This is a genomic window from Streptomyces sp. NPDC086549 (genome assembly GCF_044746205.1).
Lineage (GTDB): Bacteria > Actinomycetota > Actinomycetes > Streptomycetales > Streptomycetaceae > Streptomyces.
Genome location: NZ_JBIVBS010000005.1, coordinates 175,577 through 190,684, shown reverse-complemented (window position 1 = coordinate 190,684; position 15,108 = coordinate 175,577). Strand labels below are relative to the sequence as shown.

Genomic DNA, 15,108 nt, shown 5'->3' with positions numbered 1-15,108 from the left:
AGGAAGGGATGCTGCACAGAGGTCAAGAGAGCCCGGACGGCACCGACGACGGTGAACTGACCGTCCCCATGGCATGGCTGTACGCGGAGTACATCGCCGACGAGTTGCTGCGCACCGGTGATCTGATGCCGCCGACGTCCTTCGAGTTCCGGGCCGGCCGGGACGCGCTGGCGCTGACCATCTTCCTGTCCGACACCGACGGCGAACTCTCCGGCATCCGGGTCGTCACCCAGCTGGAGACCTGGCTTTCGCTGACGGCGTACGACCAGCCGTGGCAGGACTGGGTGCGCGAGCGCATGGCCCACCTCGCCGCCGAGGCGACCGGGTCGGGCGCCCCGGCGCCGGACCTGGATCTGGCGGCGGAGGCCTGGCGCTGGCTGCGGGAGACAGAGCTGCTCGCGCCTGACCTGGACGCGGTGCCGGGCGGCGGTGCGCTGGTCGGCGAGGAGGACGGACCCAAGGTCTGGACACCCGCCTGGCAGCTGGGACTGCCCCTCGGACATCTCGCCATCCATCTTTTTTGAATCAGGACCAATCCGCGGGCCCGGCCGCTCCGAATCCCATGATTACGATTCTGTGTGCGCCTTGAGTGATTCGGCTGTCGGGTGCGTACGGGTGGGAGCAAGGAGTAACCCCACCCACACCCTTCGGCACGAGGATTCGGCATGAGGTCCCTGGAAAGGCATCGCGACGTCGGCGCGTATGCGCTCGGCGTGCTGGACGAGGCGGAGGCCTTCCGCTTCGAGGACCACCTCATGGAGTGCCCTCGTTGCGCGGCACACGTGACCGAATTCGGGCCGACTGCACGGCAGTTGATGCTGTACCGACGGGCCACGCCGCGCTTCGTGCACCCCATGACCCAGCCCGGCCCGCGGCTGCTGGACCGCCTGCTCGGCGAGGTGGCCGTACGGCACCGGGGGCGCCGTCGGCGCTTCCTGTACGGCCTGGCCGCCTCCGTGGTGCTGGCGGTGGTCGGCGCCGGGATCGCGGTGCACACCACCGGCCAGGAGGACTCGGCCGTCCGTGTCACGGCGGCGACCGACGCGAAGTCGGGCGTATGGGCGCAGGTCACGACCGCGGACGCGGACTGGGGCAGCCAGGTGGAGCTGAAGGTGAAGGACGCCTCGGGCCACCACTCCTGCCGGCTCGTCGTGATCGGCCGCGACGGCTCGGAGCAGATCGCGGGCAGCTGGGACGAGACCGGCCACGACGGCATGACGAACACCATGCGCGCGGGCGCCGCGATGCACCCCGAGGAGATCGCCAAGTACGAGGTGCGCACGACCGAGGGCGATCGGCTGATCACCCTCGAAGCGCCCGAGTGACCTGCTGGTGACCTGCTTCAGCAGCCGGGACATCCTGCCGTCCGCCTGGACAGGGTTCGCCGGTGCGGCCGTGGACCCGCAGACCGGTTGGTCGTCGGCTGGGGGTGCCCCCAGGCCCTTGAGGCACTGGGGGAGGGTCCGGGCCGAGCCGGGCCGCGCCCGGCACCTCCTGCGGATCGCGGACGACGTACACCGCCAGGCGCTTCTGCGTACCGGCCTCGGTCAGGTCGAAGCCCGCGCCGGTCTCCAGCGCGACCCGCAGCGCCGGCGGGCCCTTGCCGGGGCGGGGCACACCGTCGGGCAGCCGGTCCTTCCAGTGGCAGTACCCGCACGACCTCGTGGCCGGCCAACCGCTCGGTCGGGAAGTCCTTGAGCGCTTCCACCTCGGGGAGTTCCGGCATACGTCCAGAGTGCCTCCGGGGTTGGTGGGGTCAGGCGCGTTCCGGCACCAGGAACTCGCACCAGACGCACTTGCCCCCGCCCCGGGCCTCCACGCCCCACACGTCCGTGAGCATGTCGACGAGCAGCAGTCCGCGCCCCGAGACCCCCGACTCCCCCGCCTCACGGCGGCGTGGCAGGGCGCTGGAGGAGTCCTCGACCTCGACGCGCACCCGGCGGTCACTGCCGCTGAGGACCCTGAGGGTGACGATCGCGGAGCCCTCGGTGTGCATCAGGGCGTTGGTGATCAGCTCGTCGGCGACCAGCTCGACCTCGTCGGCGCGATCGCCCGCGCCCCAGGCGCGGACCGCGGCGCGGATCATGTGCCGGGCCAGCGTCAGGGCCTCGGGGTCGCCGGGGGCCACGTGCTGCTGGAGCCGGCCGCCGGTCCGCACGGTGTCCAGGACCCGGCGGCGCAGCAGGAGCAGGGCCACGTCGTCGTCCCCGCCGCGCGCCTCGGCCACCGTGATGAGCCGGTTGGCGAGGCCGCGCACGTCGTCCGGGCCGGCGGCGATGAGTGCCACGAGGGCCCGCATGCCGTCGTCGAGGTCGGCGCCGGGCTGCTCGACGAGCCCGTCCGTGCACAGCAGGAGGGTGTGGCCGGGGTCGAGTTCGAGGGTGGAGACCGGGTACTCCAGCCGCCCGAACTCCGCCGACAGGCCGAGCGGCAGGCCGCCCTCGACCGACACCCGGCGGCAGCTGCCGTCCGTCCGGCGGATCAGGGGGTCTATGTGACCGGCCCGGACCACCTGCACCACTCCGGTGGACAGGTCGGCCTCCGCGTACAGGCAGGTGGCGAAGCGGTCGGTGTCGAGTTCGTGCAGGAAGACGGAGGCACGGGCCATCACCGTGGCCGGGGTGTGGCCCTCGGCGGCGTAGGCGCGCAGCACGATGCGCAGCTGGCCCATGACGGCCGCCGCGTGCGTGTCGTGCCCCTGGACGTCGCCGATGACGGCGCCGACCCGGCCGCCCGGCAGCGGGATGAGGTCGTACCAGTCGCCGCCGATGTCCCGGCCGAGGGTGCCCCCCGCGGAGGCGGAGCGGTAGCGGACGGCGACGTCGGCACCGGGCACGCTGGGGATGGTGCGCGGCAGCATCGCCTGCTGCAGGCCCTGGGCGAGGTCCTTCTCCTGCTCGTAGAGCATGGCCCGCTGCAGGCTCTGCGCGATGCTGCTGCCGAGCGCGATCAGGACGGTGCGCTCCTCGTCGGAGAAGCCGCGCCGGTCGTTGTAGAGCAGGCCCATGGCACCGATCGGGCGGGCCTGGGCGATCAGGGGCAGATAGGCGGCCGAGGTGATGTTCAGGTCGGTGATGCGCGGCCAGAGGATCGGGTACCCCTGGGAGAACTCCTCCGGGGACTCGATGAACCGCGGGCTCAGGGTCCGTACGACCTCGCCCATCGGGTAGGGCTCGTCGATCCGCGTGACCCGGGTGCCGGGCACGAAGCTGCCCTCCGGCCCCTCGGCCACCAGCCGGATCCGGCCCGCCTCCACCAGGCCCATGACCAGGCTCGTCGCGCCGAGGTGCCGTACGCCGTGGGAGTCCTTGAGGACGTCGATGACGTCCTGGACGCTGCGGGCGTGGGAGAGGGCCGCGGTGATGACCTGCACGACGTTGGTCTGTCTGCGGACCGCCTCGTCCTGGGCTGCCCGCACACTGTTCGCCTCCAGGTCCGCCAGCTCCTGCGTGGCGTCCCGGACGATGCCGATGACCCGGCGGGGCCGGCCCGTCCCGTCGCGCCGGATGTAGCCCTGGGTGTGCGTCCAGCGCAGCGCACCGTCACGGCAGCGGATGCGGAAGTACGCGCCGTAGTTCTCGCTGCCGTCCTTGATGGCCCGGGAGACCACGGCGTCCAGCCGGCTGCCCTCCGGCTGGGGCACGCGGACCGCGAGGGACTCGGAGTGTCCGTCGAACTCCTCGGGAAGGATGTCGAACACCTCGTGGGCCTGGGCGTCCATGTGGAGCAGACCGGTGTCCAGGTCCCAGTCGAAGGACCCCATGCGATTGAGCGCCAGGATCGGATCCGGGTGGGCGGGCCAGTCGTCCGGGACTGACAGGGCGCTCGCTCCCCGCTCAGTCATGGAGCCACCTTGCCAGGATTCGCCCGATTCTTCGAGCGGTCTCGGTGACACGTTCGGACTCAGCCTCCGAAGACGCCGGTGGGGCTGTCGAAGATGCTGCCGGTGACGGAGGTGCTGTCGTCGGGGATCGGGCCGCCGCCGTCGGGCAGGTCGGGGACGTCCGGGACGGCCTCGGGGCCGGTCTCGGGGCCGGTCTCGCCGGTGGTCTCCGCGGAGCTGGTGTCCAGAGCGGTGCCGGGCTCGGTGAGCGAGGGGTCGTCGGGGAACGACGGCTCCTGAGGGATCGTCATCGCGGCGCCCTGGTCCGGCGTGCCGGTGTCGGGTGCGGTTCGGCCGGCGGGTGCCGGCGGGTCGCCGGGGGCCCTCGTGGCGGGCGTCGTCGTGGCGCAGTCCGCGGGCGGCCGTTCCGGCCGGGCGGGGGCCGCGACGCCGCCGAGGCCGCCCAGGCCACCGACGCCCGGGCGGACGGTGGGGGTGGGGGTGGCGCAGCCGGCCGGCAGGGCGGACGGGGCGGTGCCCGGCACCCTGCCGGTCTGTCCCGGGGTGGCGCCGGGGCGGGTCTCGTGCGGGTTCGGCCGCTGGGTGTGCTGGGACTGTGCCGCGCTCGCGGGCGGGGGTACGACGTGGTCGTGCCGGACATCGTGACCGATCGGGCGTTCGATCCAGGTGTGGTTTCCGATGTCGAGGATCGTGATGCTGGTGACGGCCTGGGGCGCCGGAGTCACCTCGATGGCCTCGCCGGGCCGGTAGCCGGACCAGGGCTGCCCGCCGGTGCCCGAGGCGGCGTGGGACGCCTGGGGCGACTTCAGCGGGTTGCCGCAGGCGCAGCGGACGCGGGGCACGCCGCGGTCGTCGACGAGCACGGCGGTGCCGGCCTGCAGCACGGACGGGAATCCGGCCGCCCGGCCGTCGCGGTACCCGTGATTGGTGACCCGGGTGTCGGCCCGCAGCACGACCGGCGTCAGACCGCGGAGAAAGCCGGGAACCGCCGCCTGGGCGACACCCTCGGCCCGGGCGAAGGCACGGCCCCTGGCCGGGTCGGCCGCCAGATAGCCGATCTGCCGCTCGACGTCGCAGCTGCCGACCCGCGCGGTGCCGCCGTACAGGCCGGGCGTGCCGCCGGAGATGGACCGCAGCCCGCTGAGGGGCACCGAGGCGTTCTGCGCGGAGCCGGCGGGCTGCGGCGTCCGGATGACCGGGGCCGGGGCGGCCGTACCGGTCGCCGTGGAGCCGGTGAAGGGGTCGGGGCCCTGCGCCGCGACCGGCTGCAGGACGACCTCGCCGCCCGGCCGGGTGTCCCCGGCGCCGCCGCGGGCGCATCCGGCGACCAGGAGCGCCGCCGACAGCACGCAGGCGACGAGAGTGGTTCCGGCGGGTGTCCGCACTGCGTTCTCCCACATCGTCTTGGGCACATCGTCTTGAACGAACTGAACAATTCGCCCCTCATTGTCTGCTTCACTCGCGTGGGTTACGCAAGCGGAGCGATGCGGTACACAGAGTGACGGGCACCCCGACGCCGCACGTCCGCGGCGCCACAATGGAGGGAGGAGCGCACGGCCGTGGACTGGTTCACCGCACCCGACTACTGGTGGAGCCGGCTGGTCTTCCAGCGGGCTCTGGCCGGCTTGTACCTCGTCGCGTTCCTGACCGCGGCCGTGCAGTTCCGCGCCCTGCTCGGCGAGCGCGGCATGCTGCCGATCCCCCGCTACGTCCGCCGGGTGCCGTTCCGCAGCGCGCCCAGCCTCTTCCATCTGCACTACTCGGACCGCTTCTTCGCCGCCTGCTCCTGGACGGGCTGCGCCGTGTCGGCGGCGCTGCTCGCGGGCCTGGACTCGCTGCTCCCCCTGTGGGGCGGGATGCTGCTGTGGCTGGTCCCCTGGGCGCTGTACCTGTCGGTCGTCAACGTCGGCCAGACCTGGTACGCGTTCGGCTGGGAGTCGCTGCTCCTGGAGGTCGGTTTCCTCGCCGTCTTCCTGGGCAACGACGAGGTCGCGCCGCCCGTCGTGGTCCTCTTCCTGCTGCGCTGGATCCTGTTCCGGGTCGAGTTCGGCGCGGGGCTGATCAAGATGCGCGGCGACACCTGCTGGCGGAAGCTGACCTGCCTGTACTACCACCACGAGACCCAGCCGATGCCGGGCCCGCTGAGCTGGTTCTTCCACCATCTGCCGAAGCCGCTGCACCGCGTGGAGGTGGCGGCGAACCACTTCACCCAACTCGTGGTGCCGGTCCTGCTGTTCACCCCGCAGCCGATCGCGACGGCCGCCGCGTCCCTGATGATCGCCACCCAGCTGTGGCTCGTCCTGTCCGGCAACTTCTCCTGGCTGAACTGGATCACCATCGTGCTGGCCCTGTCGGCGCTGCGGCTCCCCGCCTCCGCGCCGGCCACGGCCCCGGCCCCGCTCTGGTACGAGATCGTCGTCCTGGCGGTCGGCGCGCTCCTCCTGTACCTGAGCTACCACCCGGTGACGAACATGATCTCCCGCCGCCAGGTCATGAACCGCTCCTTCGACCCGCTCCACCTGGTGAACACCTACGGCGCGTTCGGCAGCGTCAGCCAGATCCGGTACGAGGTGGTGGTCGAGGGCACGCTCGACGACACACCGTACGAGGGCGCGGAGTGGCGGGAGTACGAGTTCAAGGGCAAGCCCGGTGATCCACGGCACTGGCCGCGCCAGTTCGCGCCCTACCACCTGCGGCTGGACTGGCTGATGTGGTTCGCGGCGCTCTCACCCGCGTACGCCGGCTCCTGGTTCGGCGGCCTGGTGGAACGGCTGCTGGACAACGACCGGGACACGCTGAGGCTGCTGCGCAGCTCCCCGTTCCCGCCCGACGAACCCCCGCGCTTCGTCCGCGCCCGCCTCTTCCGCTACCGCTACACGACCTGGCGGGAGCTGAGGGAGACGGGCGCCTGCTGGGAGCGGACATATGTGCGGGAGTACCTGCCGCCGACCCGGCTCGCCGCGGTTGCCCAGAGGCCGTAGACGCGGGTGGCCGTGGACCGGAAGAGGGCGGCGCGGGTCCCGGACCGTCCAGGGCGTGGCACCGGCGGCACCGATGGTGTCCGTGGGCTCGGCCGGGACCTCACGGTGGGCCGCCTCGTGCTCGGCGATCCGGTCCGCGCGAACTGGTGCGCAGGGCGATTCTCAGGAGGGCTCCTCGCGGGGCAGCAGGCCCGTCTCCCGCAGCTCCTGCCAGAAGGCGGCGGATACCGGCGCCGCGAACTGGTCCGCGCAGTCGTGGACTTCGGCGGCCGAACGGGTGCCGACCAGGACGGTCGCGACCGCCGGGTGGGCGGCGCAGTAGGCCAGGGCGACGGCGCGCAGCGTGGTGCCGTGGCGCTCGGCGGCCGACTTCAGGCGCAGGGCGCGGTCCAGCAACTCCCGTGGGGCCCTGGCGTAGTTGTACGTCGCACCCGGCGTCGGATCCGCCAGCAGGCCGGAGTTGAAGGCGCCGCCGATGACGACCGACGTGCCCCGTTCGGCGGCGGCCGGCAGCAGGTCGGTGAGGGCGCTCCGGTCGAGGAGGGTGTAGCGGCCGGCGCACAGCACCACGTCGACGTCGGTCTCGCGGACGAAGCGGGTGAGCATCGCGGTCTGGTTCATGCCCGCGCCGATCGCGCCGACCAGGCCCTCGGCCCGGAGTTTCGCCAGGGCCGGGTAGGCCTCGCGGAAGGCCTGCTCGGGATGGTCGTCGGGGTCGTGGAGGTAGACGACGTCCACCCGGTCGAGGCCGAGCCGCTCCAGACTGGCCTCCAGGGTGCGGCGGATGCCGTCGGCGCTGAAGTCCCACACACGGCGGTGGGTGGCGGGCACGGCGAACCCGTTGGCCAGGTCGTTGCCGGCGGTGTCCGCGGGCTCCAGGCGACGGCCCACCTTCGTGGAGACGGTGTACTGGTCCCGGGGAAAGTCCCGCAGGGCCGCGCCCAGCCGCCGTTCGGACAGGCCGAGCCCGTAGTGCGGGGCGGTGTCGAAGTAGCGGATGCCCCGCTGCCAGGCGGCGGCCACCGCCTCGTACGCCTGCTCGTCACCGACCTCGGTGTACAGGTTGCCGATCCCGGCGGCGCCGAAGGCCAGTTCGCTGACCTCGACGCCGCTTCCGCCCAGGGTCCTCACCGGCCCACCGGCCTCAGTCGCAGCCCCTGCATGCCGCCGTCCACGGCCAGGGCGGTGCCGGTGGTGGCGCCGGACAGCGGGCTCGCCAGATAGGCGATGGCGCCGGCGACCTCGGCGGCGGAGACGAGGCGCCCGCTGGGCTGGCGGGCCTCCAGGGCGGCGCGTTCGGCGGCCGGGTCGGGGGCCGCGTCCAGCAGACGGCCGATCCACGGGGTGTCCGCCGTACCGGGGTTGACGCAGTTGACGCGGATGCCCTCGCGGACGTGGTCGGCGGCCATGGCCAGGGTCAGCGAGTACACGGCACCCTTGGTGGCGCTGTACAGGGCGCGGTCCGGAAGTCCCGCGGTGGCCGCGATCGAGCACGTGTTGACGATCGCCGCGTGCCCGGAGCGGCGCAGGTACGGGAGGGCGGCGCGGGCGGTACGGACCATGCCGAGGACGTTGACGTCGAAGACCCTGCGCCACTCGTCGTCGTCGTTGTCCTCGACGGTGCCCCGGGCGCCGATGCCCGCGTTGTTGACCAGGATGTCGAGGCCGTCGAGGTCCTCGGCCGCGTGCTCGACGGCGGCGCGCACCGACGCTTCGTCGGTGACGTCGGCGCGGACGGCGAGCAGGGGCTTGTCGACCGTCGACGGGTCCACGTCGAGGACGGCGACCCGGGCGCCGCGTTCGGCCAGGAGTTCGGCGGTGGCCCGGCCGATTCCGGAGGCGCCGCCCGTCACCAGGGCTCTCAGTCCCTCGAAGTCGCTCACGCCGCGTGTCCCTTCTGCGTGTCGGGGTCGGCGGACCAGAAGGTGCCGCCGGGGAAGGTGTACCGCGCGATGGACTCGGGCCGCATGGCCGCCGAGAAGCCCGGCGCGGCGGGTGCCGTGTAGTGGCCGTCGCGGACGACCGCCGGGGCGAGGAAGTGCTCGTGCAGGTGGTCGACGTATTCGATGACCCGTTCGTCCGTGGTGCCGGCGACCGCCAGGTAGTCGAACATCGAGAGGTGCTGGACGAGTTCGCACAGTCCGACGCCGCCCGCGTGCGGGCACACCGGGACGCCGTACTTGGCCGCGAGCAGGAGGATGGCGAGGTTCTCGTTGACGCCGCCGACCCGGGCCGCGTCGATCTGGACCACGTCCAGGGCGCCGGCCTGGAGCATCTGCTTGAAGACGATCCGGTTCTGGACGTGCTCGCCGGTGGCGACCCTGACGGGGGCGACGGCCGCGCGGATCGCCGCGTGTCCGAGGACGTCGTCGGGGCTGGTGGGCTCCTCGATCCAGTACGGGTCGAACTCGGCGAGGGCCTTGGTCCAGCGGATCGCCTCGGCGACGTCCCAGCGCTGGTTGGCGTCGATCGCCATGCGGATGCCGGGTCCGACGACGGAGCGGGCGACACGGCAGCGGCGTACGTCGTCGTCGAGGTCGGCGCCGACCTTCAGCTTGATCTGCCGGAAGCCGTCGGCGACCGCCCGGGCGGCCAGCCGGGTGAGTTTGTCGTCGTCGTAGCCGAGCCATCCGGCGGAGGTGGTGTAGGCGGGGAAGCCGCGCTCCAGCAGCCGGGCCCTGCGCTCCCCGGCGCCCTCCCGGCCGCGGCGCAGGAGGTCCAGGGCCTCCTCGGGGGTGAGCGCGTCGGTGATGTACCGGAAGTCGATCTGCCGCACGATCCACTCCGGTTCGGCGTCGGCGAGCAGCTGCCACAGCGGCTTGCCGGCACGCTTGGCGGCGAGGTCCCAGACCGCGTTCACCAGGGCCCCGATCGCCATGTGCATCACGCCCTTCTCGGGGCCGAGCCAGCGCAGCTGGCTGTCACCGATCAGGTCGTGGAACAGCGTCCCCGGGTCGTCGCACATCTCCTCGACGGAACGTCCGAGCACATGGTCCCGCAGCGCGTCGATCGCGGCGACCTGCACATCGTTGCCCCGCCCGATGGTGAAGGTGAACCCGTGCCCCTCGTGCCCGTCGGCCGCGTCGGTGCGCAGCACGACGTAGGCCGCCGAGTAGTCGGGGTCCGGGTTCATCGCGTCGGAGCCGTCCAGCTCGCGCGAGGTGGGGAAGCGGATGTCGTGGGTGTCGACCGCGGTGACGCGACAAGAGGGGCCGGGGGTCGGGGACACGGAAGTCCTTTCGGTCGGTGAGGAGGTGGGAGCCAGGACCTGAGCCTTGGGCCTCGGGCCTCGGGCCTCGGGCCTCGGGATCAGTCCTGCGCCCGGCCGGTCGTCACGCGGGCGATCATGAGGGCGACGAGGATGATCCCGCCGTAGATGGCCTGGATCCAGAACGACGGCACCTGCGCGAGGGTGAGCAGGTTCTGTACGACACCCAGAAGGAGTACGCCGGTCAGGGCGCCGAACATGGTGCCCTTGCCGCCGTCGAGGCTGATGCCTCCGATCACCGCGGCCGCGAACACCGTGAAGATCATGTTGTTGCCCTGGTTGGCGCTGATCGCGCCGACGTATCCGGTCTGCATGATCCCCCCGACCGAGGCGAGGGCGCCCGCGACGACGAACACACCGAGCATCACGCGCTCGACCCGGATGCCGGCAGCCCGCGCCGCGTCCGGGTTGCCGCCGATGGCGTACAGGGCGCGCCCCACACGGTGGTACCTGAGCACGAGCCCGGCGACGGCGAAGCAGACGGCGGCGAGCCACACCGACATCGGGACCGTGAGAAACGTGGTGGTCGCCAGCGAGTAGAAGCTGTCCGGCATGCCGAAGAGCGTCTTGCCCTTGGTCGCACCGACCAGCAGACCGCGCAGCACGATCAGCATCGCCAGCGTCACGATGAACGCGTTGAGCTTGAACTTCACGACCAGGATGCCGTTGAAGGCGCCGACGACCGCGCCGACGAGCAGGATCGCGAGCAGGGCGAGCGGCGCCGGCAACTCGGTCCCCCAGCCGGACTGGGCGGAGGGCAGGACGAGGAGGGCTCCCACGGCGGGCGCGATGCCGACGACCGACTCCAGGGACAGGTCGAACTTGCCGGTGAGGAGGACGAGCGACTCGGCGAGCACGACCATCGCGAGCGCGGCGGAGGCACCCAGGACGGAGATCAGGTTGCGCTCGGTGAGGAACGAGTCGTTGACCACCGCGCCGAGCACCATGAGCACCAACAGGGCTGGTACGAGGGCGAGTTCCCGGGCCCGGCGGAGCAGCACCGCCCGCGCCGCCCGCGGGTCGGGGGAGCGTACCGGGGTGAGCGGCGGGGCCTTGGTGTCAGCCATGGTCCACTCCTTCGATGGAGGCGATCAGCTCGTGGTCGTGCCAGCCGGCCGGGTGCTCGGCGACGACGCGGCCGTGGAAGAGGACGAGGACGCGGTCGCAGCGGCGCAGGTCGTCCAGTTCGTCGGAGACGACGAGCACGGCGGTCCCGTCGTCGCGGGCGCCGTCCACCCGGGCCAGCAGGGACTCCTTGGACTTCACGTCGACGCCCGCGGTGGGGTTGATCAGGACGAGGAGGCGGGGGTCGGAGGCGAGGGCGCGGGCCATGACGACCTTCTGCGCGTTGCCGCCGGACAGGTCGGAGACGGGCTGTTCGGGGCCCTCGGCGTGGATGTCGAGGCGTTCGATCAGCTCGGTGGCGAGGCCGCGTCTGCGTTCGGTGCCGACGAAGCCGAAACGGCCGAGCCGGTCCAGGACGCTCATGGTGGTGTTGTCGCCGATGGTCATGCCGGGGACGAGGCCCTGTTCGTGCCGGTCGCGGGGCACACAGCCGACGCCCGCGGTCAGCGCGGCCCGTACGTCGCCGAGAGGGAGCTCCTTGCCGTCGAGCCGGGCCGATCCGCCGCTCGGGGTGTGCAGTCCGGCGAGGGACTCGGCGAGTTCGGTCTTGCCGCTGCCGCTGGTTCCGGCGAGTCCGACGACCTCACCGGCGCGCACGGTGAGGTCGACGTCCCGGTACGCGGCGGAGGTGAGACCGCGCACGTCGAGCAGCACGGGGGAATCGGCGGCCCCCGTGTCGCGCGTGTACGTGTGGTCCGCGACCGCCTCCCCGGCCATCGCCTCGACCAGCGCCGCCCTCGGCAGTTCGGCGACGGGTGCCGTGGTGATCCAGCGGGCGTCGCGCAGCACGGTCACGGTCTGGCAGACCTCGTACACCTCCTGGAGGTGGTGGGAGATGAAGAGGAAGGTGACGCCGGAGTCCTGCAACGCCCGCATGCGGCTGAACAGCCGCTCGATCTCGCGGCTGTCGAGCTGGGCGGTCGGCTCGTCGAGGACGATGAACCGGGCGCCGAAGCTCAACGCGCGCGCGATCTCGACCATCTGGCGGTCCTCGACCTTGAGGTCGGCGGTGCGGGCCTCGGGGTCGACGCGCACGTCCCAGGTGTCGAGGAGCGCGGCGGCCTCGGTCCTGAGCCTGCGCCAGCTGATGAAGCCCCGGTTGACCGGCTGCCGGTTGATGAAGAGGTTCTCGGCGACCGTCAGCTCCGGTACGACCGTGGGCTTCTGGTAGACGCAGGCGACCTTGCGGCGCCAGGCGTCGCGGTCCGCGAGCGGGGGCGCGGGTTCGCCGTCGAAGCGGACCCCGCCGTCGTCCGGCGCCTGCAGACCGGTGAGGACGCTGACGAGGGTGGATTTGCCCGCGCCGTTGCGGCCGACGAGGGCGTGGGACTCGCCGGGCAGCACGGTGAGCCGGCCGTCGGCGAGGGCGACCGTGGGGCCGTAGCGTTTGACGATGCCGCGTGCCTCCACCAGGGGCGCGTTCTCGGGTGCGCTCATTTGACCGTGTTGCCCCACAGCTTCGGGTCGTCGACGTTGTCCTTGGTGACCAGGGGCGCGGGCAGCTGGTCCTCCAGGATGCCGCTGGGCAGCTTGACGATCGTCGAGTCGTGGTCGGTGGGGCCGGGCTTGAACGTCTTTCCTTCCATGGCCGCCTTGATGTAGTACATGCCGTACTTGGCGTACGCGTCGGCCGGCTGGGAGACGGTGGCGTCGATCTCGCCCTTGCGGATGGCGTCGTACTCCTGCGGGATGCCGTCGTTGGAGACGATGACGATGTGGCCCTTGCTGCCCGCCGTCTTCAGCATGTTCTTCGACTTCAGGGTCTGCAGCGTCGGCGCGAGGTACACACCGCCGGCCTGCATGTAGATGCCCTTGATGTCGGGGTTGGCGTTGAGGAGGGTGTCGAGCTCGGAGGCGGCGGTGTCGGACTCCCACTTGGCGGGGATCTCCAGCACCTTGAGCTTCGGGTAGTTCTTCTTCACGCAGGACCGGAAGGCCTCGGACCGGTCCCGGCCGTTGACGGACGCCAGGTCGCCCATGATCTGCACGACCTTGCCGGCGGTGATGTGCTTGCCGAGGTAGTCGCAGGCCTTGGTGCCGTAGGCGACGTTGTCGGCGCGGACGACCATCGCGACCTTGCCCTTGTCCGGTGCGACGTCGACGGCGACGACCGGCACGCCCTTGCGGTCGGCCTGGTCGAGCCCGGCCTGGATGGCGGCGCTGTCCAGCGGGGCGACGACCAGGCCCTTGACGCCCTGGTTGAGCTCGTTGTTGATGTCGGTGATCTGCTGCGAGGGGTCGCTGTTGGAGTTGACGGTCTTCAGCGCGTCGACGCCTTCGGACTTCGCCATCTTCGGCACGTAGTCGTTGTACGACTGCCAGAACGGCGAGGTCAGCAGGGGCAGGATCACCCCGACCTTGCCGGTGCCGCCGCCCGCGCTGCCGGCGGCGCCGTCGTCCTTGGTGCTGCCGCATGCGGCGAGTGCGAGCGAGGCGCCGACGGCGAGGGCCGCCGCGCCGGTGATCCGGGTCCTGTTCCGCTTCCTCAGTGTTCTGCCGGGCATCTGGCAGCTCCTCGTTGAGCGTGTTCGAGCAGATGTCCGCATACTTATCAGACCACTCCCTCACTTCGACAGCCTTCGACATCGGATTTTCCCGCTTCTTGCGCGTATTGGTCGGACCACCTTGGTGGTTAGACTGCGACGCACCCGCTGACTGGAGGAGTGGCGTGGAGGAAGAAGCCCCACAGAAGGGCACGGTGACGCAGCGCGCCATCGAGCGGATCAAGGGGATGATCGCCGAGGGCCGCCTGGAGCCGGGCCAGCGCCTGCCCACCGAGCGGGATCTCGCGGCCCAGCTGGGCATCTCCCGCAGCTCGATGCGCGAGGCGATCCGCGCGCTCACGGTCCTGGGCGTCCTGGAGGCCCGGCACGGCTCGGGCATCTACGTCACGGCGCTGGAGGCCGGCGACCTGCTGGAGACCTTCGGGGTGGTCGCCGACCTGTCCCGGGGCCCTCGTCTGGTGGAGTTGCTGGAGGTGCGCCGGATCCTGGAGTCCACGGCGACCGCGCTGGCCGCCGCGCGCATCACCCCGGACCAGCTCGCCGAGGTGGAGAAGCACCTGGCGGCGATGAACGCCACCGACGACCCGGAGGAGATCCTCGCCCACGACCTCGCCTTCCACCGGGAGATCGCGGCCGCCGCGGGCAACGAGACCATGGCGGCGATCCTGGACGGCCTGTCCTCCCGCACCTTCCGGGCCCGCGTCTGGCGCGGCTACCAGGAGGAGGGCGCCTTCGCCCGCACCCGCCGCGAGCACACCGCGATCTACCGTGCCCTGGCCGCCCGCGACCCGGAGGCCGGACGGGCGGCGGCCGCCGCGCACGTGGGCGAGGTGGAGGAGTGGCTCAGGACGCAACTGGGGCCCTGACCCTCGCCTTTCCCCTTTCCGGTCAGCCTCCCACCGCGGGCGCGGATGGTTCGGGGCGCCCTCCCTGCGCCTCGGACCATGCCCGCAGCTCGTTGGCTCCGACCTCCTCGACCACCGACTGGAGCGCCTGCCGCGCCGCCGCGCCGCGTTCGGACTCGGGCAGCAGGAGGTACCGGTCGAGCGCCCGGCGCAGCGTCTCCCGGGCCTGCGTGGCCAGCACCCAGCGCGAGCCGGCGCCGTACAGCTGACGCATGCCGGTGAAGAAGACGGCGCCGCCCGCGATCAGCGCGGTCAGCCAGGCGGGAGCATGCAGTCCGGCGGCCACGACCGTCACCGACGTGGTGAGCAGAGCACCGAGCTCGGTGACGTGGTGCAGCCTCCTGGCCCGGTCGCTGGTCCGCGCGTAGAACGTCAACTCCCGTCGGGCGAGGGCGAGCAGGGGATCCGGCTCCGCGGCCCAGGAGCTGTCGGGGGCCCTTCTTCGTCTCATCGGCACATCATCGTGGCTGTGCCCGCGCCG

Annotated in this window: 13 protein-coding genes and 2 pseudogenes; 4 read left to right on the top strand and 11 right to left on the bottom strand. The window is 72.0% G+C overall.

Annotated elements, in window-relative coordinates; translation table 11 throughout:
- Positions 1-8: 8 nt before the first annotated feature.
- Both ACIPSA_RS18755 and ACIPSA_RS18750 read left to right on the top strand, forming a co-directional pair.
- Entirely contained in the window at positions 9-524 is a 516-nt protein-coding gene (locus ACIPSA_RS18755; protein ID WP_402635859.1) for a hypothetical protein, read from the top strand.
- 141 nt (positions 525-665) lie between these two features.
- Positions 666-1,325 carry a zf-HC2 domain-containing protein gene (locus ACIPSA_RS18750; RefSeq protein WP_402635856.1) on the top strand — a complete coding sequence of 220 codons (660 nt, stop codon included), beginning with the start codon at positions 666-668 and terminating at the stop codon, positions 1,323-1,325.
- Positions 1,326-1,458: 133 nt separating this feature from the next.
- Here the strand turns inward: ACIPSA_RS18750 and ACIPSA_RS18745 are convergent.
- From ACIPSA_RS18745 to ACIPSA_RS18735, 3 genes and pseudogenes are all read right to left on the bottom strand, one after another.
- Positions 1,459-1,726 (bottom strand): annotated as a pseudogene (locus ACIPSA_RS18745) (Fpg/Nei family DNA glycosylase); the annotation flags it as partial.
- A 30-nt stretch (positions 1,727-1,756) separates the two neighbouring features.
- A complete protein-coding gene (locus tag ACIPSA_RS18740) occupies positions 1,757-3,844 on the bottom strand; it encodes a SpoIIE family protein phosphatase (RefSeq protein WP_402635853.1) in 2,088 nt (695 codons plus the stop codon).
- A gap of 59 nt (positions 3,845-3,903) precedes the next feature.
- Entirely contained in the window at positions 3,904-5,244 is a 1,341-nt protein-coding gene (locus tag ACIPSA_RS18735) for a DUF6777 domain-containing protein (protein WP_402635850.1), read from the bottom strand.
- Positions 5,245-5,403: 159 nt separating this feature from the next.
- Between ACIPSA_RS18735 and ACIPSA_RS18730 the strand changes: the two genes are divergently transcribed.
- On the top strand, positions 5,404-6,825 hold the full coding sequence (locus ACIPSA_RS18730) for a lipase maturation factor family protein (protein WP_402635847.1): 1,422 nt from the start codon (positions 5,404-5,406) through the stop codon (positions 6,823-6,825).
- A 42-nt stretch (positions 6,826-6,867) separates the two neighbouring features.
- Here the strand turns inward: ACIPSA_RS18730 and ACIPSA_RS18725 are convergent.
- The 7 genes and pseudogenes from ACIPSA_RS18725 to ACIPSA_RS18695 all read right to left on the bottom strand — a co-directional run.
- Positions 6,868-6,991, bottom strand: a pseudogene (locus ACIPSA_RS18725) (L-rhamnose mutarotase); the annotation flags it as partial.
- Entirely contained in the window at positions 6,988-7,956 is a 969-nt protein-coding gene (locus ACIPSA_RS18720; protein WP_402635844.1) for an aldo/keto reductase, read from the bottom strand. The gene ACIPSA_RS18720 and the pseudogene ACIPSA_RS18725, both read right to left, overlap by 4 nt.
- Positions 7,953-8,708: an SDR family NAD(P)-dependent oxidoreductase gene (locus ACIPSA_RS18715; RefSeq protein WP_402635841.1), complete on the bottom strand. Its 756-nt coding sequence runs from the start codon at positions 8,706-8,708 to the stop codon at positions 7,953-7,955. Before ACIPSA_RS18715 ends, ACIPSA_RS18720 begins: the two co-directional genes overlap by 4 nt.
- A complete protein-coding gene (locus tag ACIPSA_RS18710) occupies positions 8,705-10,054 on the bottom strand; it encodes an L-fuconate dehydratase (RefSeq protein WP_402635838.1) in 1,350 nt (449 codons plus the stop codon). Before ACIPSA_RS18710 ends, ACIPSA_RS18715 begins: the two co-directional genes overlap by 4 nt.
- 80 nt (positions 10,055-10,134) lie before the next feature.
- On the bottom strand, positions 10,135-11,160 hold the full coding sequence (locus ACIPSA_RS18705; RefSeq protein WP_402635835.1) for an ABC transporter permease: 1,026 nt from the start codon (positions 11,158-11,160) through the stop codon (positions 10,135-10,137).
- Entirely contained in the window at positions 11,153-12,655 is a 1,503-nt protein-coding gene (locus ACIPSA_RS18700) for a sugar ABC transporter ATP-binding protein (RefSeq protein ID WP_402635832.1), read from the bottom strand. The genes ACIPSA_RS18705 and ACIPSA_RS18700 overlap by 8 nt, the downstream gene beginning before the upstream one ends.
- A complete protein-coding gene (locus ACIPSA_RS18695) occupies positions 12,652-13,722 on the bottom strand; it encodes a sugar ABC transporter substrate-binding protein (protein WP_402635829.1) in 1,071 nt (356 codons plus the stop codon). Before ACIPSA_RS18695 ends, ACIPSA_RS18700 begins: the two co-directional genes overlap by 4 nt.
- Before the next feature lie 164 nt (positions 13,723-13,886).
- Here ACIPSA_RS18695 and ACIPSA_RS18690 point away from each other — a divergent pair, with 164 nt between their 5' ends.
- On the top strand, positions 13,887-14,588 hold the full coding sequence (locus tag ACIPSA_RS18690; protein ID WP_402635826.1) for a FadR/GntR family transcriptional regulator: 702 nt from the start codon (positions 13,887-13,889) through the stop codon (positions 14,586-14,588).
- A 22-nt stretch (positions 14,589-14,610) separates the two neighbouring features.
- Here the strand turns inward: ACIPSA_RS18690 and ACIPSA_RS18685 are convergent, their stop codons facing one another.
- Positions 14,611-15,078: a DUF4231 domain-containing protein gene (locus tag ACIPSA_RS18685; RefSeq protein WP_402635823.1), complete on the bottom strand. Its 468-nt coding sequence runs from the start codon at positions 15,076-15,078 to the stop codon at positions 14,611-14,613.
- Positions 15,079-15,108 lie beyond the last annotated feature (30 nt).

Bases quoted from the DNA above. Each gene is read 5' to 3' on its own strand.
- ACIPSA_RS18755 (WP_402635859.1), top strand. From the start codon at position 9: ATGCTGCACAGAGGTCAAGAGAGCCCGGACGGCACCGACGACGGTGAA.
- ACIPSA_RS18750 (WP_402635856.1), top strand. From the start codon at position 666: ATGAGGTCCCTGGAAAGGCATCGCGACGTCGGCGCGTATGCGCTCGGC.
- ACIPSA_RS18740 (WP_402635853.1), bottom strand. From the start codon at position 3,844: ATGACTGAGCGGGGAGCGAGCGCCCTGTCAGTCCCGGACGACTGGCCC.
- ACIPSA_RS18735 (WP_402635850.1), bottom strand. From the start codon at position 5,244: ATGTGGGAGAACGCAGTGCGGACACCCGCCGGAACCACTCTCGTCGCC.
- ACIPSA_RS18705 (WP_402635835.1), bottom strand. From the start codon at position 11,160: ATGGCTGACACCAAGGCCCCGCCGCTCACCCCGGTACGCTCCCCCGAC.
- ACIPSA_RS18700 (WP_402635832.1), bottom strand. From the start codon at position 12,655: ATGAGCGCACCCGAGAACGCGCCCCTGGTGGAGGCACGCGGCATCGTC.
- ACIPSA_RS18695 (WP_402635829.1), bottom strand. From the start codon at position 13,722: ATGCCCGGCAGAACACTGAGGAAGCGGAACAGGACCCGGATCACCGGC.
- ACIPSA_RS18685 (WP_402635823.1), bottom strand. From the start codon at position 15,078: ATGAGACGAAGAAGGGCCCCCGACAGCTCCTGGGCCGCGGAGCCGGAT.